Source organism: Bacillus sp. RE35, from assembly GCF_052146655.1.
Lineage (GTDB): Bacteria > Bacillota > Bacilli > Bacillales > Bacillaceae_G > Bacillus_A > Bacillus_A cereus.
In genome coordinates, this window is record NZ_CP197377.1 from 4,902,135 (window position 1) to 4,924,876 (window position 22,742).

The window sequence follows — 22,742 nt, forward strand, 5'->3', positions numbered from 1 at the left end:
TCCCGTTTATGATCGATATATTTGAAAAATCGTTGATATATTTAGCTGAACACCCACCCGGGTATCCTCTCCCAAGCCAAGACAAATCCGCAAAACAAAAAAGCGCCCTGCACAGCAGGACGCTTTCTTCATACATATATTATCCAGTTCCAGCGGCTAGAATGTTCGGTGGCTTCACTTCTTCCTATGAGGCAAAAAGCGCCTCTACGTCAGAAGCTCCTCCATCCCCCTCACATTCTGAACGAGCCGCTTCCACTTTAAATATGTCCAGCTTCGCCTCCTAGACCCTCATGTCTAAGAACCTTCCGCACGAGAAGATAAAAAGCATCTTCTGTGCGAAAGAACCTTAGCCAACGGGTCTGAACAGTCGGCTCCGCATTTCTATTTAACCGATAGAACCTTCCATCTCAAACTTGATTAGGCGGTTCATTTCAACTGCGTATTCCATTGGAAGTTCGCGAGTGAATGGCTCGATGAAGCCCATTACGATCATTTCTGTAGCTTCTTGCTCAGAAATACCGCGGCTCATTAGGTAGAATAATTGTTCTTCTGATACTTTCGATACTTTCGCTTCGTGCTCAAGTGAAACGTAATCGTTTTTGATTTCGTTGTAAGGAATTGTATCAGATGTAGATTGGTTATCCATGATTAACGTGTCACACTCGATGTTAGAGCGAGAGTTTTTCGCTTTTGGTCCGAAGTGTACGATACCACGGTAAGTTACTTTACCACCATGCTTCGCAATCGATTTAGAAACGATTGTTGAAGACGTGTTTGGTGCTAAGTGAATCATTTTCGCACCAGCATCTTGGTGTTGGCCTTTACCAGCAATCGCGATAGATAATGTTAAACCACGAGCGCCTTCGCCTTTTAAGATAACTGCTGGGTATTTCATCGTTAATTTAGATCCGATGTTACCGTCAATCCATTCCATCGTTGCGTTTTCTTCACAAACCGCACGTTTTGTAACTAGGTTGTATACGTTGTTCGCCCAGTTTTGGATTGTTGTATAACGGCAATATGCATCTTTCTTAATGATGATTTCTACTACCGCACTGTGAAGTGAGTTAGTCGTGTAAACAGGTGCTGTACAACCTTCTACGTAGTGTACGTGTGCGCCTTCGTCTACGATGATAAGCGTACGCTCGAATTGTCCCATATTTTCAGAGTTAATACGGAAATACGCTTGAAGTGGTGTATCAACTTTAACACCTTTTGGAACGTAGATGAATGATCCACCAGACCAAACTGCAGAGTTTAATGCAGAGAATTTGTTGTCTGTTGGTGGGATTACTTTTCCGAAATGCTCACGGAAAATATCTTCGTTCTCTTTTAATGCGCTATCTGTATCTTTGAAGACGATTCCTAGAGCTTCTAGGTCTTCTTTCATGTTGTGGTATACAACTTCAGATTCGTACTGTGCAGATACACCAGCTAAATATTTTTGCTCAGCTTCTGGAATACCTAATTTATCAAATGTTGCTTTAATTTCATCAGGTACTTCATCCCAAGACTTCTCAGATTTCTCAGATGGTTTTACGTAGTACGTAATTTCATCGAAATCTAAGTCGTTTAAGTCGCCGCCCCATTGTGGCATTGGCATTTCGTAGAACTTATCCAGTGATTTTAAACGGAAGTCTAACATCCACTGTGGTTCTTCTTTCATACGTGAAATTTCTTCAACGATCTCTTTTGTTAAACCGCGTCCAGCACGGAAAATCGAAACGTCTTTGTCTTTGAAACCATATTTATAATCGCCGATATCTGGCAGTTGCTTCGCCATGTTGGTGTGTCCCTCCTTAGATAACCTCGTTTTTAGGAACCTTTAACATTACTTATCTTCGTTTAAGCCCTTTTCTAACGCTTTCCACGCTAATGTTGCACATTTAATACGTGCAGGGAACTTGCATACGCCTTGTAATGCTTCAATATCTCCTAAATCGATGCTGTCATCGTACTCTTTTCCTAGCATCATGTCAGAGAAAATTTTCGAAAGCTGAAGTGCTTCTTCAATTTTCTTACCTTTTACTGCTTGTGTCATCATTGAAGCTGAAGACATTGAGATTGAACATCCTTCACCTTCAAACTTCGCCTCTTGCACAATACCTTCTTCTACTTTCATCGTAAGTTGAATACGATCGCCGCAAGTTGGATTGTTCAAGTTAACGGTAACACTATCTTCTAACACGCCATGGTTACGAGGATTTTTGTAATGATCCATAATAACTTGACGATATAACGTATCTAAATTATTAAATGACATTTGTGAAATACTCCTTTGTCTTGATTAGCGATTCAACAAATGTATCAATTTCTTCTTTTGTATTATATAAATAGAAGCTCGCACGTGCTGTTGAAGAAGCTTTTAACCACTTCATAAGCGGTTGTGCACAGTGATGTCCTGCGCGAACTGCAATGCCTTCTACATCTAATACAGTCGCTACATCGTGAGGATGTACGTCTTCAATATTAAATGTAACAAGACCAGCGCGATGCTTTGGACCATAAATTGTAACGCCATCTACTTCTGATAGTCTTTCTAAAGCGTATTGCGCTAATTCATGCTCATGCTTTTCAATATTATCAAGACCGATTTCTTCTAGGAAATCAATTGCTGCACCAAGTCCGATTGCATTACCGATAATCGGTGTACCTGCTTCAAACTTCCACGGAAGCTCTTTCCACGTAGATTCTTGTAAATCTACGAAATCAATCATTTCACCGCCAAATTCAATTGGCTCCATATTGTTCAGCAATTCTTTTTTACCATATAATACGCCGATACCTGTAGGTCCGCACATCTTATGAGCAGATAATGCGTAGAAATCACAGTTTAAATCTTGTACATCCACTTTCATGTGAGGTGTACTTTGTGCACCATCAACGACCATAATTGCGCCATTTTCGTGTGCGATTGCTCCGATTTCTTTTACAGGGTTAATCGTTCCAAGTACGTTTGATACTTGCATAATAGAAACGATTTTTGTATTCGGTGTAACTGTTTGACGAACATCTTCTAAAGAAATTGTACCGTCTGGTTGAAGCGGAAGATATTTTAAAGTTGCACCAGTTTTCTTCGCAACTTGTTGCCACGGAATGATATTACTATGGTGCTCCATGTAAGAAATAACGATTTCATCGCCCTCTTTTACATTTTCAAGACCATAGCTAGCTGCTACTGTATTTAATGCAGTTGTCGTTCCGCGTGTGAAAATAATCTCTTCCATTGATTTCGCGTTAATAAACTTGCGAACTTTCTCACGTGCACCTTCATACGCGTCGGTAGCTTTCGTACCGAGCGTATGAACACCGCGATGCACGTTAGAATTATATTCTTTATAGTAACGTTCTAACGTTTCAATGACTTGAATTGGTTTTTGAGAAGTTGCTGCACTATCGAAATAAACAAGTTGTTTGCCGTTCACTTTTTGATCAAGAATTGGAAACTGTTTGCGTATTTCATGAATATTCATTAGCGAACTTTCCTTTCAATTACCTCAACAAGCTGTGCCTTTACTCCTTCAATTGGAAGCTCATTAACTACAGGTGCTAAGAATCCATGGATGACTAAACGTTCTGCTTCGCGTTTTGGAATACCACGGCTCATCAAGTAGTATAGTTGGACTGGATCTACGCGACCTACTGAAGCTGCGTGACCTGCCATTACATCATCTTCGTCGATTAAAAGAATTGGGTTTGCATCACCGCGTGCTTTTTCATCTAACATAAGAACGCGAGAAGATTGTTGTGCATTTGATTTAGATGCACCGTGTTCAATCTTACCAATTCCGTTAAAGATAGATGTTGCACTATCTTTTTGTACACCGTGTTTTAAAATCCAACCTTCAGAGTGTTTACCGAAGTGAACAACTTTAGTTGTAAAGTTTTGTGTTTGGTTACCACGGCCAATTGTTACTGTTTTCGTATCAGCATATGAACCGTCGCCCATTAAGTTGGTAACATTCTCTGAAATTGTGTTTCCGTCATTCATAAGGCCTAGAGCCCAATCAATACGGCCGTCGCGTCCTACAACGCCGCGGCGGTTAACGTAAGTTGTTACGTCTTTTGCTAATAGATCAACCGCACCGAATTTCACTTGTGCGCCTTGTTCCACGATTACTTCTGCCACGATATTTGCAATACCTTTAGCATTTTCATTTGCAACATAGTTTTCTACATAAGTTGCAGTACTGTTCGCATCAGCTACGAATAATACGTGGTTATATACGTTAGCTTCTTCGCCGTCTACTAAGAATACAGCTTGAAGTGGAGTTTCAAGAACAACGTTTTTCGGAACATATACGAATGCACCGCCGTTGATTAATGCAGCATGAAGTGCAGTTAGACGATGCTCGTCTACTTTCACGCCGTCTTTCATTAAGTACTTTTGTACTAGTTCAGCATGCTCAGTTGCAGCTGTTACGATGTCTGTGAAAATAACACCTTTTTCTTTTGCTTCGTCTGCTAAAGAAACGAACGCAGTTGTACCAGTGCGTTGTACTAATACGCTGTTATTTTCATCGATTAAGTTTTTCACTGCTTCTGGAAGTTCAGTTAAAGAACTTACAGGCTCTTGCTTAGCAGCGTCGCCTTTTCCGATAAAGTCCCATTTGTCAATTTTCGTTTTATCAGGCGTTGGCATTGGAAGTTCAGTTGCTTGTGCAAGAGCTTGTAAGCGGAACTCAGTCAACCAAGCTGCTTCGTTTACTTCGCTTGCGCGTTGACGGATTGTTTCTTGATCGAAAGGTAATGTACCGATTGTCATGTTTATGCTCCTCTCTTACGCTTCTTGCTCTGTTGTTTCGTCTTCAATACCTAATTCTTTTTTAATCCAGTCGTAACCTTCAGCTTCTAGACGTTGTGCAAGCTCAGGGCCACCAGATTTAACGATACGACCGTTCATCATAACGTGAACGAAGTCTGGAGTGATGTAGTTTAATAAACGTTGGTAATGCGTAATCATTAGGCAACCGAACTCTTCGCCGCGCATTTCGTTAATACCTTTAGATACAACTTTTAATGCATCGATATCAAGACCTGAGTCAATTTCATCTAAGATTGCGATTTTTGGCTCAATCATCATTAATTGAAGAATTTCGTTACGTTTTTTCTCTCCACCAGAGAAACCTTCGTTTAAGTAACGTTGTGCCATTTCTGGATCCATTTCTAGGAATTCCATGTTTTTATCTAATGTACGGATAAATTTCATAAGAGAAATTTCATCGCCTTCTTCACGACGTGCATTAATTGCAGAACGTAAGAAGTCAGCGTTTGTTACTCCGCTAATTTCACTTGGATATTGCATTGCTAGGAATAGACCCGCTTGTGCGCGCTCGTCTACTTCCATTTCTAATACATCTTCACCGTCGATGATGATGCTACCTTCTGTTACTTCATACTTTGGGTGACCCATAATTGCAGAAGATAAAGTTGATTTACCTGTTCCGTTAGGTCCCATAATTGCGTGGATTTCTCCACCTTTTACTTCAAGGTTTACACCCTTTAAAATTTCTTTGCCATCAATTGATACGTGTAAGTCTTTAACCGTTAATGTAGAACCAGCCATCTCAATACCTCCATTAATCCTATATATACATTTTAAAAATTCCTAAAACGTTCATATTCTCATTTTATTCTCATTCTAATTTTATATCAAATAAAATGATATCGCAAACGCCGAAAAAAAGTAACCGTTTTTTCACAAATGTATATAAGTATTTCCTTCACATCTTTCTATGATACACCTTTCTTCTTATTTATATAAAGAAAAAAGGACTGGTAATTTTCCAGCCCTTTCCTTATATTTATTCACTTATCGGAAGTACAGCACCTTTATATTCTTTATTAATAAAATCTTGAATTTCTTTTGAATGTAGCACTTCTACTAGCTCTTTAATTTCTTTTTTCTTCTCATCACCTTTACGAACTGCAATGATGTTTGCATACGGAGAGTCTGATCCTTCAATCGCAATTGCATCCTTTGTTGGATTTAATTTTGCATCAATTGCATAGTTTGAATTAATAAATAAAGCATCTCCCTCATTATTTTCATACAATTTCGGTGAAAGTCCAGGTTCAACATCTGTTTTAAATTTTAAGTTTTTCGGGTTTTCTACAACATCTTTTACTGTTGCTTTAACAACATCTACTCCGTCTTTTAATTTAATAACGCCACCTTTTTGTAACAATGCTAACATACGGCCTCGCTCCGCTACGTTATTACTCATAATCACTGTTCCGCCATCTGGTAAGTCTTTTAAGCTTTTATATTTCTTAGAATAAATGCCCATAGGTTCTAAATGGATTTTTCCTGCGTTTACAATTTTATATCCCTTTTCTTGAATTTCTTTATCTAAGTAAGGAATGTGCTGGAAGTAGTTCGCATCAATTTCTTTATCCGCTAAAGCCTTATTCGGCAACACATAATCTTGGAATTTTTTAATTTCTAATTTAATACCCTTTTTCTCTAATATCGGCTGTGCCTTTTCTAAAATAACAGCGTGTGGCACGTTAGAAGCTCCCACAACAAGCTTATTCTCCTCTTTTCCTCCGCAAGCAGCTAATGTAAATACAGACAACGCTGTAACAACTGACAGTAGAACCTTTTTCATATGATTTCCCCTTCTCCCCAATGGTTATGTAGTTATAAAAAGAGCCGGCATACACCAGCCCTTTTCAGCAATTATTCTTTTACAGGAACAACTGCCCCTTTATATTCTTTATTAATGAAGTCTTCAATTTCTTTAGAATGCAATACTTCTACAAGAGCTTTAATCTCTTTCTTATCTTTATCGCCTTTACGAACAGCTACTATGTTTGCGTATGGTGAATCATTTCCTTCAATTGCAATTGCATCTTTTTCCGGATTTAACTTTGCATCAATTGCATAGTTAGAGTTAATTAAAACAGCGTCGCCTTCTTTATTGTTATACACTTGTGGCAATAAACCAGGCTCGATATCCGTTTTGAATTTTAGATTTTTCGGATTATCTGCAATATCTTTTGGAGTTGCTTTAACTGGATCTATTCCGTCTTTAATTTTTAAAATACCTTCTTTTTGTAAAATTGCTAAACCACGTCCATGGTCAGCAACTGAATTACTCATAATAATTGTCGCTCCGTCCGGAAGCTCTTTTAAGCTCTTATACTTTTGAGAGTACACACCAATTGGTTCTAAATGAATTTTTCCTGCTACTTCAAAGTCATATTTTTTATCTTTAATTTCTTTTTCTAAATACGGAATGTGCTGGAAGTAGTTTGCATCTAAATCCTTATCCGCTAACGATTTATTTGGTAATACGTAGTCTTGGAATTTTTTAATTTCTAACTCAATTCCTTTTTTCTCAAGTAACGGTTTTGCCTTTTCTAAAATAACAGCGTGCGGTACGTTAGAAGCACCCACAACAAGTTTCTTTTCATCTTTATCTTTCCCGCCACAAGCAGCTAACCCAAAAATTGAAGTTGAAATAAGTGCCGTAAGTAACAATTTTTTCATTTGAAGCATCCTCCCGTTTTTTATTATCGTTTATCTATTCGAGTCGTTAAACTATCACCAATCCACTGAATTAAAAATACAACTAGTAATACACAAATTGTCGCAACGATTGTTACATCGTTATTCCCTCTTTGGAATCCTTCTAAGTAAGCAAGTGTTCCAAGGCCACCAGCACCAACAACTCCTGCCATTGCTGTATAGCCTACTAAAGCAATTGTCGTAACCGTAATACCAGATACTAATGCTGGTAACGATTCTGGAATTAACACTTTCAAAATAATTGTGCTTGTTTTTGCTCCCATTGCTTTTGAAGCTTCAATTACACCTTTATCAATTTCGCGAAGTGCGATTTCAACCATTCTCGCGTAGAATGGTGCTGCTCCAATAATTAAAGCCGGCAAAGCTGCACTTGCTCCAAGAATTGTTCCAAGAAGAATCTTTGTGAATGGGATTAATAAAATAATTAAAATGATGAATGGTATAGAACGGAATATATTTACGAATGCTCCAATCACCGTATTAATTGATTTGTTTTCCCATAAATTATCTTTTGCTGTCATGAAGAGTAACAATCCTAAAATGAGTCCTAAAACAAATGTCGCAAGAGCTGCGATTGCCGTCATATATAACGTTTCACCAGTTGCTTCTAACATTTGATTCCAATCAACATTTGCAAGTAACTTATCCATGTGCAATCACCTCCAGCTCTACTTGATCTTGATGAATTCCTTCTATTGCTTGCTGAATCGCTGTTTCTTCACCATTTAAATGAACAACTAAACTACCGTAAGAACCGTTATTCGTTTGTGCGATATTTCCTTGCAAAATGCTAACTTCTATATCACTACGTTGCATCAATCGTTGAAGCACTGGTCTTTCTACAGCCTCACCGATAAACTGCAAACGAATTACTTTTCCATCTGGATATTTTTCAATTAAATTTTCAATCGTTTCATTTGTATCTTCAGAATCTGTTAACTGCTGTACAAATCGTTTCGTAATATCTTGCTTCGGATTACGGAATACATCAAGTACTGGACCTGTTTCTACAATCTTTCCTTTCTCCATTACCGCAACACGATTACAAATCTTTCGAATTACGTGCATCTCATGTGTAATGAGTACAATTGTTAAACCAAGGCGCTTATTAATGTCTAATAGTAGATCCAAAATTTGATCTGTCGTTTCCGGATCAAGAGCTGACGTTGCTTCGTCACATAAAAGCACTTGTGGATTATTAGCTAATGCTCTTGCAATCCCGACGCGTTGCTTTTGTCCCCCGCTCAGCTGAGATGGGTACGCGTCTCCTCTTCCTTCTAATCCAACAAGATGAATTAATTCATCAACACGTTTTCTTCTCTTCGCTTTATCAACACCTGCAATTTCAAGTGGAAACTCTATATTTTCACGTACTGTTCGTGACCAAAGTAAGTTGAAGTGCTGAAAAATCATTCCAATTTCTTGCCTTGCCTTACGAAGTTCGCTTCCTGTAATTGCTGAAATGACACGATTTGCAATTGTAATTTGGCCAGAAGTTGGTTTCTCCAACTGATTGAACAATCTAATTAAAGAACTTTTTCCAGCGCCACTATATCCGATAACACCAAATATTTCACCTTTATCTATTTTTAAATTGGCATTATCTACAGCAGTGACATCACCGCTTTTTGCTTTATATATTTTCTTTACATTCTCTAATAGAATCATGGTGTATCACCCCTTTTTTAAATAAAAAGCGCAAGCGGCTCGTTTAGAACAAGAGGGCGTTTGAATCCCTGACGTAGAGGCGCTTTTTGCCTCATAGGAAGGGATGAAACGACCGACTGTTCTAGCCGCTGGAGCTAGATTTCATAAAGATTTTAGGTCGACTCCGCAATTTTTTATTTTTAATGCGTGTAGTCCACTGTTATCATTACTTTTATTATTTGAATGTCCTCCACATTCAAACAATAAAAAAACCTTTCTGCTTTAGAGAAGCAGAAAGGTTTTTATGCGTATATAACAACATTATCCCTCTCTCTCATCTCTCAAAGCATTTGCTTTGCAGGAATTGGCACCATTTCAACATAAGTTGACGGTTGCCGGGCTTCACAGGGCACAGTCCCTCCACCTCTCTTGATAAGAGAAATCAGATTCAATTTTCGTCTGATTTGAAATTTATGAAATTGTCTATATTTTATGACTTGAATTGTATCAATATACACTCACCATGTCAACAGAAATTTTCGCAAAAAATGAAACTTCAGAATTTTAAGCACCTACTGACATCGGTTTACATATATGAAACATCGATTCCACTAATAACATTGTTCGGTACGTTCCCGAATATTGTACACGTCCATCATTCATTAGCATTTGCAATCGTACATTTCCATTCACCAATTGTTCTATATCCTTTTCATCTAAGCAAATGATTTGTTCCGTTCCTCTTTCCTCATGTACCAACTCTATATAATCTCTTGAAATTTGTAACGAACAACTTTCATCTCCAAAGCGAAAATTAACAGTTTTTTCTTCTTGTCTTAAAAGCGGTTCTAAATGATATTGACCATTAGCGTAATTTACAAATGATTGAAGCAAAGAATATAATCTCACCCTAAATCACATCCTTCATATCACTTTCTATTACATACCATTCCCTCTAACTAAAGAGCAATCCTGTTATTTTCGCTCGACAAATACTGTATCCATCCTGCATCTCGACATATTTCCCAAGAAATATGTCGAGGCGGCAAAATTTTTGCCGCCTACTTTAATTCCGTATATAAATATTCAACCGAATGAAATGCGTATATCTTCTTCATCAGTGTCCCATTTTCAAAAACAAGTAAACAAGGTACACTTTCAATCCCATACTCTTTTGCTAAATGCGGAGCATAATTTAAATCTAACATCCCAATTTTCAAATCTTCAATTGTCATCTCAACCACTGTTAACATCTTTTTTGCTAATTGGCATGTTCCACACATTGGAGTATATACATATAATACTGTTTTTTCTTCGTTCTCTATTAGGGCTGTAGCTTCGGCTCCTGTCCAATCAATCACTTCTATCATTCCTTACCGTAAATATTCTGTATAAACGTCAATGTCGGCTCCCCATAATACATTTGCTAAGTGTGTAGATGGCGCAGTTGCCACTTCTCGGTACGAGCGATCAATATAGATATGCTCGGCTTGCGGGAATTCTTTTCGAAATTGTTTCCTTAACTTTTCTCCAGCATCATCAGCATCCACTAGCACATACACTTCCTTATCAAAAAACTGATCAACGAGCTCATCCATTTTCGACAAACCAATTGTACCATTTGTACAAACAATTTCCACCGGTTCACGAATAATAGATTCAATCTTTCTTCTATCTGATGTACCTTCTACAATAATGACTTTTTCTACATAAATCATATGTCATCACCCGATCACCATATACTATACAACCTTGAACTTAGTATATAGTATATTCGTTATTTTCATGTTGTTTCCTGTTTATTTTTGCAAAAGAAAAGCGCAAGCGGCTCGTTTAGATTGTGAGGGGGGATGGAGCTTCTGACGTAAAGGCGCTTTTGGCCTTGTAGGAAGAAGCGAAGCCACCGAACAATCTAGCCGCTCGAGCTGGATCATAAAGAAAAGCGGAACCGACTGTTTAGCCCTGTTGGCTAAGGTTCTTTCGCACAGAAGACGCTTTTTGTCTTCTCGTGCGGAAGGTTCTTAGACATGAAGGGCTAGGAGGTGGAGCTGGACAATGAAAAGCGCAAGCGGCTCGTTTAGATTGTGAAGACTTATGAAACCTTACCACAAAACAGTTTTTCTCATAATAGCTTATTTATTTACATATAACTTGAATTTCATTATTTCACAAAAAATAAAAAAGGACAGCACAAAGGCTGTCCTTTAGTCGACTATAATTAGTCTTGGTTTGTCATTTCTGCATATTTTTCTGCAGTTAATAACTTCTCAACTTGGCTTGCATCAGAAAGTTCAACTTTAACCATCCATGCACCCTCGTATGGAGATTCGTTAACAAGTTCTGGTTGGTCACTTAATTCTTCGTTTACTGCTACAACTTTACCGCTTACAGGTGCGTATAACTCAGAAACTGTTTTAACAGATTCTACGCTTCCGAATGGCTCGTTAGCTTCGATTGTTGCACCTACTTCAGGAAGTTCAACGAATACGATATCGCCTAGCTCACCTTGTGCAAAGTGAGTGATACCGATAACAACTTCATTACCTTCAGTTTTTACCCATTCGTGTTCTTCAGAGTAACGTAAATTATTTGGAATGCTCATGACTGTACCTCCAGTGAATGTATTAATTATGTAAAAATACCTTATTGGTACTTTTTCCACACACTTTCAAACTGCTCTTCGTTAAAACCAAGTGTTACATTCGTTCCATCTGTTACAATTGGACGTTTAATCAACATGCCATCAGATGCTAAAAGCTCATACATTTCGTCTTCGCTTGCATCTTTCAACTTATCTTTTAGACCAAGTTCACGGTAACGCATTCCACTTGTATTAAAGAATTTTTTTAATGGTAATTCACTTTTTTCATGTAAATTACGTAAATCTTCTTTTGATGGTGGATTTTCAACAATATGAATCATCTCATATGCTACATCGTTTGCCTCAAACCATTTCTTTGCCTTTTGACATGTGCCACACTTTGGATATGAATAAAATGTTACTGTCATAAATTCACCTACTTTTTTACTAACCTTTACCTTTATCATATAGAAAACGTTTTATTATTTCAAACCATTATTCGCTAAACTTTTACTTATTTCGTGATAATTTTTAATAATCCTGCGAATTTTTCTTATTTTTCCGCCATTTGTTAAGAAAAAAATAAATATATAAATTTTTTAGATTCTGCACCAAACATATATCTTAAACAAGCGTTTGATTAATTCTCCATTTTCTTTCTTAACCTTTGAACTACAGGAGTTTCTTTCTACCGAACATACAGTTTAAACAAACGTTTGATTAATTCTCTATTTTTCTTTGTTAACCCTTGAGTTACATCGGTTTCTTCCTACCGAACATACAGCTTAAACAAACGTTTGATAAAAAAATAAGAAGCCTCTTTTGCAGGCTCCTTCATTATCTATTTAAATAATCTGCAATTGTTTGAAATACGACGATATACATATTATGAATACTTTCTTCTGTATTTCCACCATTCGATAAACCAACTGCCCATTGTTGTCCTTCACCACTTCCGATATTCGCAAACCCTTGCGTATACATAGCATTTACATCTTTTCGGGCACTGTTATACTCTATCCCTTTTGTAATAAAAATCGAATATGATTTATCTTGTAAACCGATAAAAAACACTGGTTTCTTTAGTGATGAAAATACATTTTTATATTGCTCTGTTGAGGCTTCTTGAAAGTGATCTTTCATTATTAGAAAACCATCTACTTCCTTAGATTTCTTTTCCAGTTCCTCTAACTTCATTTCCTCAAACTTTATATTCCTAAACGTATCTTTCGGCTTTTCTCCAACAACTCCAATTACGAGTGCTCTTCCGTTATATTCTAATTTTTCTCCTTCGTTATTCTTTGCACACCCAGCACCTACTAGGCATAACAATATAAAAACTAAAAAATATGATAAACGCTTCATTTAGCACCCTCACCCTTCTTTTTAGTCAAGTGACAAAAACGTAAGGTTAATTCAAGAAAATGTAAGTAAAATCGATAGCCCAATTCACGTTTCTATATTATAATCAATTGAATTTACTTACATTACTAAACATAGGAGATCAACATGAAGAAATTTAAACTTTCATCTTTTCTTCCGTTAAGTTATATACTTCTACTCGTGCTCGTAAGTCCCCTTTACGACGTATTAAATAAATCGACTGTTCACGCAGTAGACGTTACAACTGTAGTAGATGATTGGATTCCATTTGTAAAAGCATTTATTATTCCTTATTTACTTTGGTTTCCATACTTATACGGCGCACTTATTTATTACTGTTTTGCTGACCGAAAGCAATATTATGTTACTTTAAGTAGTGTTATTTTTGGAAAGCTTGCTTGTTTTTCTATTTATTATTTTTGGCAAACAACTGTACCACGTCCGACTGTCGTTGGAACAGATGTATTTTCTGAACTAGTTCGCTATATTTATAGTATCGACCAGCCAGTAAACTGTTTCCCTAGCATTCACGTTCTTACTACATTTGTAATTATGTTAGCTGCCTTTAAGCGTAGAGAACAACATGCTTTTGAATATTACATCCTTACTTTCTTCGGTACACTTATTATTTTATCAACGCTATTTACGAAGCAGCATGCCTTTTTAGATGCCGTTTCTGGAATGACACTTGCAAGCATACTATACTTCGGAGTTCAGCTCTTATTAGCAAAAGAACCAATAAAAGTTCCAGTAAAACAAAATCATAAAATGTAACATAAAAAAGCAGACTGTGGCTCAGTCTGCTTTTATCTATTATTAAGGAGATTTTCAATTTAAGATTGCGGTACAGTCATATCACCAGAATGAATACGACCTGCTTTTTTAAGAGCAATGTAAAGTATATAAGAAACAGCTACTGGAATGACGATATAAGTAATTACCATCGCTGGGAGAACTTCCCATCCTTGGCTGGAAATTAAATTAATTGGTGCGATAAGAGAACTTAATCCAAGACCTGCAATTTCCTTTCCTGCTTCCAGTTGGAAAATTAATGCTGATACTGGACCGACTATAGCACTGGCGACGACAGTTGGGACGAGAATCATTGGATTTTTAGTGATATTTGGTAACTGTACTTTCGGAGTACAAAGTGCTTGAGCTAATATGCCACCTAAATTGTTTTCTTTTGCTGAGATGACAGAGAATCCGATAAACTGAGCAACGCATCCAGCAAGAGCAGCACCACCTGCAACACCGTCTAAGCTAAGTGCAATTGCTAACGCAGCTGATGAAGCTGGAGAGATAAGTAATAGTCCCCAAACTACTGCAATGACGATAGAAGCGATGAATGGGCTACCAGCTGAGCTATCTTTAATAAACGCTCCAACTGCATTTAAAACAGGAGTAATATTATGAGATAACCAAATGCCTACTAAACCAGAACCTAATATGGCCGCAAATGGAACGAGCATCATATCTAACGCAGTTTTTCCGCTTAAACGTTTACCAATATATACAGCTAAAGTTGCTGTTAATAATGCACCGATTGGCTCACCTGTTTTAATAATTAGACCAGCTTCAGTAATCGAAATGGATCCGGCACCAATCGCTCCGGCTACCATCGCCGAGAAGATTACAAGACCGTTTGCACCGAGCATAAAAGCAATTCCAGCACCAATTGCCGGTGCCATTAGTGATTTTGCAACAACTCCGATTGTAATAAGTAATGGTATATCAACAATTCTTCCTATATTTTCGATCAGTAAACCAATTCCGAGGGATACGAAAATACCTTGTGCGATTCCAGCAGATGCTTTAAATACACGAGACATTATATATTCCTTCATTTGTTTCACCTTCTCCTATAAGTTAGTAACCAATTGTTTTCATATAATCACGTAAAATATCGTTTGATTTTGCGAATCGAGATTCTTCATCCTCTGTTAAATTGAGTTCTACAACTTCTCTTATACCGTCTCTAGTAATAATAGCTGGTACTCCTGTACAAATATCATATTCACCGTACTCACCATCTAAAATGGCTGATACAGCAATGACACGGTGATCATCATTAAAGATTGAACTCGCAATATATGCTAGAGAATTTCCAATCCCGTAATAAGTAGTTCCTTTACGTTTATAAATTTCCCAGCCAGCTTTTGCAGTCTTCTCAACAATTTCATCTAAATCTATTTCACCAAATCGTTCTTTTTGTTCTTCTAAAATTTGCAGAATTGGCTTTCCACCAACAGTTACATGAGACCAAGCAACCATTTGAGAATCACCATGTTCTCCTAATGAATACCCATGAATACTACGAGGATCTACATGTAGCATTTCAGATAAAATTGTTCTTAAGCGAGAAGAATCTAGTGATGTACCAGTACCGATTACGCGATTTCTAGGTAATCCAGATAATTTCCACACTTCATATGTAATAATATCAACTGGGTTCGATGCAAGTAAGAAAATACCATCAAATCCACTTGCCATTACACCACCAACAACACTTTCCATAATCTTCGCACTCGCTCCTAAAGTATCTAAGCGACTTTGTCCAGGTTTTGGTGCTGGCCCTGCTGTAATAATGACAATGTCCATATCTTTGCAGTCTTCATAGCTTCCTGCATATACTTTTGTTCTTGTATTTGTAAAGTTAATGCAATGTGATAAATCCATTGCTTCCCCAACTGCACGTTCATGATTTATATCAATTAATAATAGCTCTTCGCAAATTCCTTGATTTACAATGGAATACGCACAACTTGATCCAACTAATCCAGTACCGATAATTGCAATTTTTCTTGTATGTCTTTTCATAGCAATCTCTCCTAAGTGATCATATAATCTATTTCTTTTGTTCTTTACACTCCTAATTATAGAGGTTCTCACGATAGAAACCATGGATACTTTGTGAAATATTGAACAAAGCGTTTGTCCTTTTTGTGAATTGTTATATTCCACTTTCGTCATATTTGTTACAACTGGAAAAATATTTATTATGTATTTATTGACATACAAAAAAATAAAACGAGCGAATCTATTTTCGCCCGTTTTTTCATCCTATTATTCTGCACTTAACTGACTTTTTAATTGCTGCACGATCATCGGATTAGCAGGTGCTGCCGGTTTGTAATAACTCTTTTGCTTTGCGTACTCATACATATTACGTTGGCGCGCCTCATCTTGATTACGAATTTGGATTAACGTTTGATGTAACTGTTCATTATCAGACTGAGCAATATAATTTGCATAACTTGTTAAACTTGCATTCAATCCTGCTAAATAATCATTTACCATATCTTTTTCATTCATCTTTTACTTCCTCCTATCCTAGGAAAGTCATTAATTGCTGTTTCGTATTTCGTGCATCTTGTGCATCCTTTTGTAGCATTTGTTTCAGTTGTGGATCTGTACACGTCTGTGCATACTGCTCCAACTTGTTAATAATTGTTGCGTGTCCACCAATTAAATGACGTAAGTTTTCTACTTCAAGCTCTGTTAAGTTTTGCATATAACATACCCGCCTTTCTTTGTTCATTCATCATTAGTATTTGGTTCTTTTTGGATTGTATTCATCAACTTTTCCCACATATAAAAAAAATAAAAGATGAATAGCTAAGTCATTCATCTTTTATACTGGTTATGTATTTATTTTTATAGAGATACAATCATACTTATACTCACAAGTAAGTTCCATATAATGTGTAAAATAATACTAGGTATAATAGATTGCGTCTTTTTGTATAACATAGCAAATACAATCCCCATAATCATTGCCGTAACCGGAAAACCACCATGAAGAATCCCAAAGATGAAGGAAGAAATAATGATACCAACTAGAAAACTATATTTCTTTTCAAAAAATCGATACAAAATACCTCTATATAAAATTTCTTCTTTAATTGGTGTAATTATAGCAACACTTAACACATATATAATACTTTGTAGACTATTTTGAAGTCCTAAGCTCCCTAATTGATCTCGCTGCTGCCCTGCACTTTCAAAGCTAAACAACTCTAACATTACATACTGAGTTAATGCAATGATGATAAAACCTATTAATAAATACAAGTAGGTTTTCCCATTTTTTAAAACAGATACATCCCATATGTTCTTAATAAAATGAAGCACTGGTTTATAAGCAAATAAAACAATAGTAACAACAGCTGCATCAAATAGAAGTAAATAATATCCCTCTAAATTAGCACGTAATACCTCTTCTCCAAAAATTCCAAGGGCTAAAGCAAGGAATAATCCCCCTAAGAGTGAGAACCCTAGAATGCTTGCAATCGTTACAACTAGATTTTTATATGTTATGTTATCTACTTCTCTTTCTACATTATACGCGTCTAATACTGTTTTTCTCATACTATTCCTCCATTTGTTTTCATTACCTTAACAAAAATCCTTTAATACAAATATATAGATAATATAACAATTTTTTCAAAAAGAATAATATGCAATTTTACATATTATGAAAACTTTATATTTTATAGTTTTAGGAATAGAATTGCTATGCAATAATTATTATATGAAATTTTAAAAAATACTTCCTATCCACTATAACCCTCGCATCATATAAAACTTATTAGTTAAAGGAGCAATGAACATGAAAACACATGACTTCCTTACAGAAATCCAGAAGGGCTCTGAGCCTAGTCCATATCAAGATCCTATTGCTTTTATTTTCGTTTGCCTTTCCGTAGTCATATACACATTTTTCAAACCTGTAAAATAATATCATGTAATGAGAAAAAGCCTACCGCTCTTTTCGAATTATATGCACTAAAAAACCTTAGAATCACTTCTAAGGTTTTTGTTTGCCTCGCTTCTTATTCACGTAACCCTTTAATAAACGTTTCCAACAATACATGTAAACTTATATCTAAATCTAACGGCAAACCAAATCCGCCCTGTTGTTCAATCGAAGCAAATCCATGACAAATACTTCTGAATCCGCGTGTCGCATGAAGTGCATTCTCTCCTTCTAAGCCATACTGTTGTAAAACCTGAAGACAAAGCTTTACAATTCCGTCACCTGCTTTTCTTACTTCTTCATCTCGTAAAAAAGTTGCTTCATATAGTCCAGGATGTTTTCGGACAAATGCTACATACGCTTCTCCTAAAGCATGAATTGCTTCATCCATCCGTTTATCCTCGGCAGCTTCTTCCAGTCTGTTATGCAGCTTTTTGATTCCGTAAATGCCAAGATTTTTCCGTACATCTTGTAACCCTTTTACATGATTATATAGTGAGGGCGAACGTACCCCTAACGTTTGCGCTAATGAAGCTAACGTTACTTCTTGTACTCCATTTGCATCTGCAATTTCTGCTGCTGTTTCTACAATTTTTTGTAATGTAAGTCCGATTCTCGGTGACATCAATTAACCCTCTTTTCTACTTTCTATATTCCGCTTCGCTTCTTTAATAGCAAGCTCTATGAAAGCCACTGGATCGTTTATCATTTTTCCATGTCCTGCCGCAAGCAAGGAAGGCTCATATTCTCTTAACTTCTCTGCACTTTGTAATGATATTTCTTTGCTCCACGTTGCCATCGCCGGAAACGGAAACCAAAATTTCATTTGTCCTGAAACAGCCATACCTCCTCTTGTTTGGAATGCATCTCCGACAATAAGAGCTTTATTTCTTACATCAAGAAACGACATGGAGCCTGGCGTATGTCCCGGTGTCATAATCGCAAGAAGCGATCCAACTCGGTCGTCATCTTCTAATAAAATATCAGGTACCGTTTTTATCTTTTTAGGTACACCGCCTTTTATCGGTATATTCGGTTCATCCTTTTGTAACGTCGTATCTCCTTCTAACAGCTTTCCGTCCCGCTTAGAAATATAGACTGGAACATGAGGAAGTACTTCTTTTAATGCGTCTAATGCACCGATGTGATCATCATGCGCATGTGTTAATACAATCTTAGTAATTGGTTTTCCTATTTTCTCAGCCGCCTGTAAAATACCTTTTGCGCTATATGGCAAAGCCGCATCAATTAAAGTTAAACCAGCTTCTTCCTCCACAAAGTAACAATTCACAGGAAACACTCTTGGCAAAAATGACAATTGATATACCGTTTTTTCATGTATCATCCTCATAGTCCCATCTCCCTTTTCACAAAAACTAATACCATTAGTTTCATTATACTAATGGTATTAGTTTTATGTCACTAAAAAAAATTTTTTTCAAAAAAAGAACAGTAGCCGTATAAACGACTACTGTTCTTTAAAGATATTAAACTGTGTAACGCTCATCTTCTAAAATTTTCGCAGCGATTTCACGTTTCTTCGGAATTACGTTAAGTGGTGTGTGGCGAGTTAATTTACGTAATGATGATAACATCATGCGCAGCATGTCGCCGTTTTCAACTGCGATAAGTGTTTCTTTCGCATCTGCTTCGATTTCGTTAAATGCTTCTTGGCAGAATACTTCAGTGTATAACACTTTTTGTTTATTCTTTTCAAGACCAGTTGTTTTGATCGCTTTTTCTGTACGAAGAACAGCTGATTCCATTGCGTATAGATTGCTTACGATGTCAGCGATATTCACAAGAATTTCTTGCTCTTTATCTAATGCTTTACCGTATTTTTGAGCCGCTAATCCAGCTACCATTAAGCCGATTTTCTTTGCATTAGTTACTAAATACTTTTGAAGTGCTAATGGCTCATCGCCTACTTCTTCTGGCATCATCATCATTAACTCTTCTTGTAATTTTTGTGCTTTTTGAAGAAGTGGTAATTCACCTTTCATCGCTTTACGTAAGAACGTACCTGGTACGATTAGGCGGTTAATTTCGTTCGTTCCTTCGAAAATACGGTTAATACGAGAATCACGGTACATTCTTTCAATCTCGTACTCTGCCATAAATCCGTAACCACCGTGAATTTGAACACCTTCATCTACTGTATAGTCTAATACTTCAGAACCGAATACTTTGTTTAAAGAGCACTCGATTGCATATTCAGCGATAGAAGCTGCTACTGCTTTACCGTCTTTTACTTCTTCTTCAGATAATGTGCTCATGCGGCTTTCGAATAAACCTACTGTACGATATACAGAGCTTTCAGCTGCATATGTTTTTGCTGCCATATTCGCAAGTTTCTCTTGAATTAATGGGAAGCGAGCGATTGGTTGTTTGAACTGTTGACGTTGGTTTGCATATTGTGCTGAAATTTCTACTGCACGTTTCGCAGATCCAACTGTACCAACACCTAATTTATAACGACCGATATTTAAAATGTTGAATGCGATAATATGACCTTTACCGATTTCACCAAGTAAGTTTTCTTTCGGTACTAACGCATCTTCTAAAATTAACGTACGAGTTGAAGAACATTTAATACCCATTTTCTTTTCTTCTGGGCTTGTAGATACGCCAGCGTAGTCTTTCTCTACGATAAATGCTGAGAAGTGCTCTCCATCGATTTTTGCATATACAACGAATACGTCAGCGAATGCAGAGTTTGTAATCCACTGTTTTTCACCATTTAATACGTAATGTGTACCTTCTGCATTTAAACGTGCAGTTGTTTTTGCACCTAATGCGTCAGATCCTGAACCTGGCTCTGTTAATGCGTATGCAGCTAATTTTTCACCAGTTGCAAGTAATGGTAAATACTTTTTCTTTTGCTCTTCGTTACCGAATAATACGATTGGTAAAGATCCGATACCTACGTGAGCACCGTGAGTAATTGCAAAGCCACCAGCGCGAGAGAATTTCTCTGCGATTAACGCTGAGCTTACTTTATCAAGACCAATTCCGCCGTACTCTTCTGGTACGTCAGCGCCTAATAAACCAAGTTCCCCAGCTTCTTTTAAAAGACGAACTGAACGATCAAATTCATGTTGCTCTAAATATTCAAGCTCTGGAAGAACTTCATTTACGATAAAGTCCTCTGTCGTTTTTGCAATCATTTTATGCTCAGATGAAAAATCTTCTGGCGTAAACACTTGATCAATCGTAATCTCATCTACTAAAAAGCTACCGCCTTTAACCGCATTTCCTACTGTTTTTTCCATGAAAATTTCCTCCTTCATATTTTCATGAGCCGCTTCTCTCTTTTTGAAAGAAGCTGGCTCTCCCTTTTTTTATAAACCTTTGTTGCTTCCATTCTTTGCTTTAGCGTCGTCTCGTTCTGAGCGAACCGCTTCCACTTTTTTTATAATCCAGTTCCAGTGGCTAAAACAGTCGGTCGTTTCCCCCCTTCCTTTGAGGCAAAAAGCGCCTCTTCGTCAGGGCTTCCAACGCCCTCCTGTTCTAAACGAGCCACCTGCACTTTTTTATAATCCAGTTCCAGCGGCTAGAATGTTCGGTGGCTTCGCTTCTTCCTGCGAGGCAGAGAACGCCTCTACGTCTGAAGCTCCATCCCCCTCACATTCTGAACGAGCCGCTTCCACTTTTTATAGTAATTCAAATACTCCCGCTGCTCCCATTCCGCCGCCGATACACATTGTTACGATACCGAATTGTTCGTTGCGGCGTTTCATTTCGTGAATAAGAGATAGTGTTAGTTTTGCCCCTGTACAGCCAAGTGGATGTCCAAGTGCGATTGCACCACCGTTTACGTTTACTTTTTCTTCATCTAAACCAAGTTCACGAATAACTTGAATTGATTGAGAAGCGAATGCTTCATTTAGTTCAAATAAGCCAATATCAGATAGCTCTAAGCCAGCTAGTTTTAGCGCTTTTGGAATTGCAGCGATTGGGCCGATTCCCATTACTTCTGGTGGTACGCCAGCTACTGCAAATGAACGGAATTTCGCAAGTGGCTTCATGCCATCGCTCACTGCTTTTTCGCGATCCATTAATAGTACAGATGCTGCACCGTCACTCATTTGTGAAGAGTTACCAGCTGTTACAGAACCGCGAACGTTAAATGCTGGACGTAATTTCCCTAAAATGTCTAGCGTCGTCTCTGCTCTTACACCTTCGTCTTGTGCGAAAGTGATTGTTTCTTCTTGCAGTTTATTGTTTGATCCAACCGAGCGTAACGTCACATCTACAGGTACTGTTTCATTAGCAAAGTTTCCTGCAGCTAATGCTTTTGCAGCACGTTGATGACTTCTTACTGCAAATGCATCTTGCTCTTCACGAGAAATTCCATATTTCACAGCAACTTGCTCTGCTGTATGTCCCATACCCATATAATATTCTGGAGCCGCTTCTACAAGGCGACTATTCGGACGAACAACGTGTCCCATCATTGGAACTAAACTCATTGATTCTGCTCCGCCTGATAATACAGCTTCAGAGTGACCAAGCATAATACGCTCTGCTCCGTAAGCGATACTTTGTAAACCTGAAGAACAGTAACGGTTAATCGTAATAGCTGGAACATCGTAAGAAAGTCCTGCTAATCCACCGATATTACGAGCCATATTTAAACCTTGCTCTGCTTCTGGCATCGCACAACCGAAAATTAAATCATCGATTGGTCCTTCATAATTCGCACGCTTTAACGTTTCCTTTACTACTAACGCCCCTAGATCGTCAGGACGAACTGTTTTTAATGAACCCCTCTTTGCTTTTCCAATTGGTGTTCTTGCTCCCGCAACAATGACAGCTTCTCTCATGAACGATATCTC

The 22,742-nt window shown here is 37.4% G+C and carries 25 protein-coding genes and 1 riboswitch; of the genes, 1 reads left to right on the forward strand and 24 read right to left on the reverse strand.

The window, feature by feature from the left end:
* Positions 1-385: 385 nt before the first annotated feature.
* The 15 genes from sufB to ACTL4X_RS25250 form a co-directional block, all read right to left on the reverse strand.
* A complete protein-coding gene (gene sufB, locus ACTL4X_RS25180) occupies positions 386-1,783 on the reverse strand; it encodes a Fe-S cluster assembly protein SufB (protein ID WP_001118827.1) in 1,398 nt (465 codons plus the stop codon).
* Positions 1,784-1,831: 48 nt separating this feature from the next.
* A complete protein-coding gene (gene sufU / locus ACTL4X_RS25185) occupies positions 1,832-2,263 on the reverse strand; it encodes a Fe-S cluster assembly sulfur transfer protein SufU (RefSeq protein WP_000009523.1) in 432 nt (143 codons plus the stop codon).
* On the reverse strand, positions 2,253-3,473 hold the full coding sequence (gene sufS, locus ACTL4X_RS25190) for a cysteine desulfurase SufS (protein ID WP_001020767.1): 1,221 nt from the start codon (positions 3,471-3,473) through the stop codon (positions 2,253-2,255). The genes sufU and sufS overlap by 11 nt, the downstream gene beginning before the upstream one ends.
* A complete protein-coding gene (sufD, locus tag ACTL4X_RS25195) occupies positions 3,473-4,765 on the reverse strand; it encodes a Fe-S cluster assembly protein SufD (protein ID WP_000152167.1) in 1,293 nt (430 codons plus the stop codon). Before sufD ends, sufS begins: the two co-directional genes overlap by 1 nt.
* A 15-nt stretch (positions 4,766-4,780) precedes the next feature.
* Positions 4,781-5,566, reverse strand: a complete 786-nt coding sequence (gene sufC, locus ACTL4X_RS25200) for a Fe-S cluster assembly ATPase SufC (RefSeq protein ID WP_000929160.1) — start codon at positions 5,564-5,566, stop codon at positions 4,781-4,783.
* Between the two features lie 238 nt (positions 5,567-5,804).
* Complete coding sequence (gene metQ / locus ACTL4X_RS25205; protein WP_151640307.1) at positions 5,805-6,611, reverse strand: methionine ABC transporter substrate-binding lipoprotein MetQ; 807 nt, start codon at positions 6,609-6,611, stop codon at positions 5,805-5,807.
* A 71-nt stretch (positions 6,612-6,682) separates the two neighbouring features.
* The gene (gene metQ / locus ACTL4X_RS25210) at positions 6,683-7,495 is read right to left on the reverse strand and encodes a methionine ABC transporter substrate-binding lipoprotein MetQ (RefSeq protein WP_000735099.1); all 813 of its coding nucleotides are present in this window, start codon (positions 7,493-7,495) and stop codon (positions 6,683-6,685) included.
* A 23-nt stretch (positions 7,496-7,518) separates the two neighbouring features.
* The gene (locus ACTL4X_RS25215) at positions 7,519-8,184 is read right to left on the reverse strand and encodes a methionine ABC transporter permease (protein ID WP_000359401.1); all 666 of its coding nucleotides are present in this window, start codon (positions 8,182-8,184) and stop codon (positions 7,519-7,521) included.
* Positions 8,177-9,202: a methionine ABC transporter ATP-binding protein gene (locus tag ACTL4X_RS25220; protein ID WP_078386052.1), complete on the reverse strand. Its 1,026-nt coding sequence runs from the start codon at positions 9,200-9,202 to the stop codon at positions 8,177-8,179. The genes ACTL4X_RS25215 and ACTL4X_RS25220 overlap by 8 nt, the downstream gene beginning before the upstream one ends.
* A 310-nt stretch (positions 9,203-9,512) precedes the next feature.
* A riboswitch (SAM riboswitch) is annotated at positions 9,513-9,620 on the reverse strand.
* A gap of 125 nt (positions 9,621-9,745) precedes the next feature.
* Complete coding sequence (locus ACTL4X_RS25225; protein WP_001242139.1) at positions 9,746-10,090, reverse strand: hypothetical protein; 345 nt, start codon at positions 10,088-10,090, stop codon at positions 9,746-9,748.
* A 152-nt stretch (positions 10,091-10,242) separates the two neighbouring features.
* A complete protein-coding gene (locus ACTL4X_RS25230) occupies positions 10,243-10,551 on the reverse strand; it encodes a thioredoxin family protein (protein WP_002008881.1) in 309 nt (102 codons plus the stop codon).
* Between the two features lie 3 nt (positions 10,552-10,554).
* Positions 10,555-10,899 (reverse strand): toprim domain-containing protein, encoded by a 345-nt coding sequence (locus tag ACTL4X_RS25235; RefSeq protein WP_000640870.1) that lies wholly within the window; start codon positions 10,897-10,899, stop codon positions 10,555-10,557.
* A 500-nt stretch (positions 10,900-11,399) separates the two neighbouring features.
* Positions 11,400-11,783 (reverse strand): glycine cleavage system protein GcvH, encoded by a 384-nt coding sequence (gene gcvH, locus ACTL4X_RS25240; RefSeq protein ID WP_000026897.1) that lies wholly within the window; start codon positions 11,781-11,783, stop codon positions 11,400-11,402.
* A 41-nt stretch (positions 11,784-11,824) separates the two neighbouring features.
* A complete protein-coding gene (locus ACTL4X_RS25245; RefSeq protein WP_000218968.1) occupies positions 11,825-12,190 on the reverse strand; it encodes an arsenate reductase family protein in 366 nt (121 codons plus the stop codon).
* Positions 12,191-12,599: 409 nt separating this feature from the next.
* A complete protein-coding gene (locus tag ACTL4X_RS25250) occupies positions 12,600-13,127 on the reverse strand; it encodes a hypothetical protein (protein WP_017674515.1) in 528 nt (175 codons plus the stop codon).
* Positions 13,128-13,271: 144 nt separating this feature from the next.
* Between ACTL4X_RS25250 and ACTL4X_RS25255 the strand changes: the two genes are divergently transcribed.
* The gene (locus ACTL4X_RS25255) at positions 13,272-13,919 is read left to right on the forward strand and encodes a phosphatase PAP2 family protein (protein ID WP_000713769.1); all 648 of its coding nucleotides are present in this window, start codon (positions 13,272-13,274) and stop codon (positions 13,917-13,919) included.
* Between the two features lie 59 nt (positions 13,920-13,978).
* Here ACTL4X_RS25255 and ACTL4X_RS25260 read toward each other — a convergent pair whose 3' ends face one another.
* From ACTL4X_RS25260 to ACTL4X_RS25300, 9 genes are all read right to left on the reverse strand, one after another.
* Positions 13,979-14,992: a PTS transporter subunit IIC gene (locus ACTL4X_RS25260; protein WP_000666172.1), complete on the reverse strand. Its 1,014-nt coding sequence runs from the start codon at positions 14,990-14,992 to the stop codon at positions 13,979-13,981.
* 22 nt (positions 14,993-15,014) lie between these two features.
* Positions 15,015-15,965, reverse strand: coding sequence for an L-lactate dehydrogenase (locus tag ACTL4X_RS25265; protein WP_000820648.1), 951 nt, complete (start codon positions 15,963-15,965; stop codon positions 15,015-15,017).
* Between the two features lie 246 nt (positions 15,966-16,211).
* Positions 16,212-16,460 (reverse strand): spore coat protein, encoded by a 249-nt coding sequence (locus ACTL4X_RS25270; protein ID WP_001002981.1) that lies wholly within the window; start codon positions 16,458-16,460, stop codon positions 16,212-16,214.
* Between the two features lie 13 nt (positions 16,461-16,473).
* On the reverse strand, positions 16,474-16,659 hold the full coding sequence (locus ACTL4X_RS25275) for a hypothetical protein (RefSeq protein WP_001180555.1): 186 nt from the start codon (positions 16,657-16,659) through the stop codon (positions 16,474-16,476).
* A 143-nt stretch (positions 16,660-16,802) separates the two neighbouring features.
* On the reverse strand, positions 16,803-17,516 hold the full coding sequence (locus tag ACTL4X_RS25280) for a CPBP family intramembrane glutamic endopeptidase (RefSeq protein WP_063246383.1): 714 nt from the start codon (positions 17,514-17,516) through the stop codon (positions 16,803-16,805).
* 464 nt (positions 17,517-17,980) lie between these two features.
* Positions 17,981-18,529, reverse strand: a complete 549-nt coding sequence (locus tag ACTL4X_RS25285; RefSeq protein WP_000074925.1) for a TetR/AcrR family transcriptional regulator — start codon at positions 18,527-18,529, stop codon at positions 17,981-17,983.
* Between the two features lie 3 nt (positions 18,530-18,532).
* The gene (locus tag ACTL4X_RS25290) at positions 18,533-19,255 is read right to left on the reverse strand and encodes an MBL fold metallo-hydrolase (RefSeq protein ID WP_234574274.1); all 723 of its coding nucleotides are present in this window, start codon (positions 19,253-19,255) and stop codon (positions 18,533-18,535) included.
* A 136-nt stretch (positions 19,256-19,391) separates the two neighbouring features.
* A complete protein-coding gene (locus ACTL4X_RS25295) occupies positions 19,392-21,176 on the reverse strand; it encodes an acyl-CoA dehydrogenase family protein (RefSeq protein ID WP_000416291.1) in 1,785 nt (594 codons plus the stop codon).
* A 381-nt stretch (positions 21,177-21,557) separates the two neighbouring features.
* On the reverse strand, positions 21,558-22,730 hold the full coding sequence (locus tag ACTL4X_RS25300) for an acetyl-CoA C-acetyltransferase (RefSeq protein ID WP_441394966.1): 1,173 nt from the start codon (positions 22,728-22,730) through the stop codon (positions 21,558-21,560).
* Positions 22,731-22,742 lie beyond the last annotated feature (12 nt).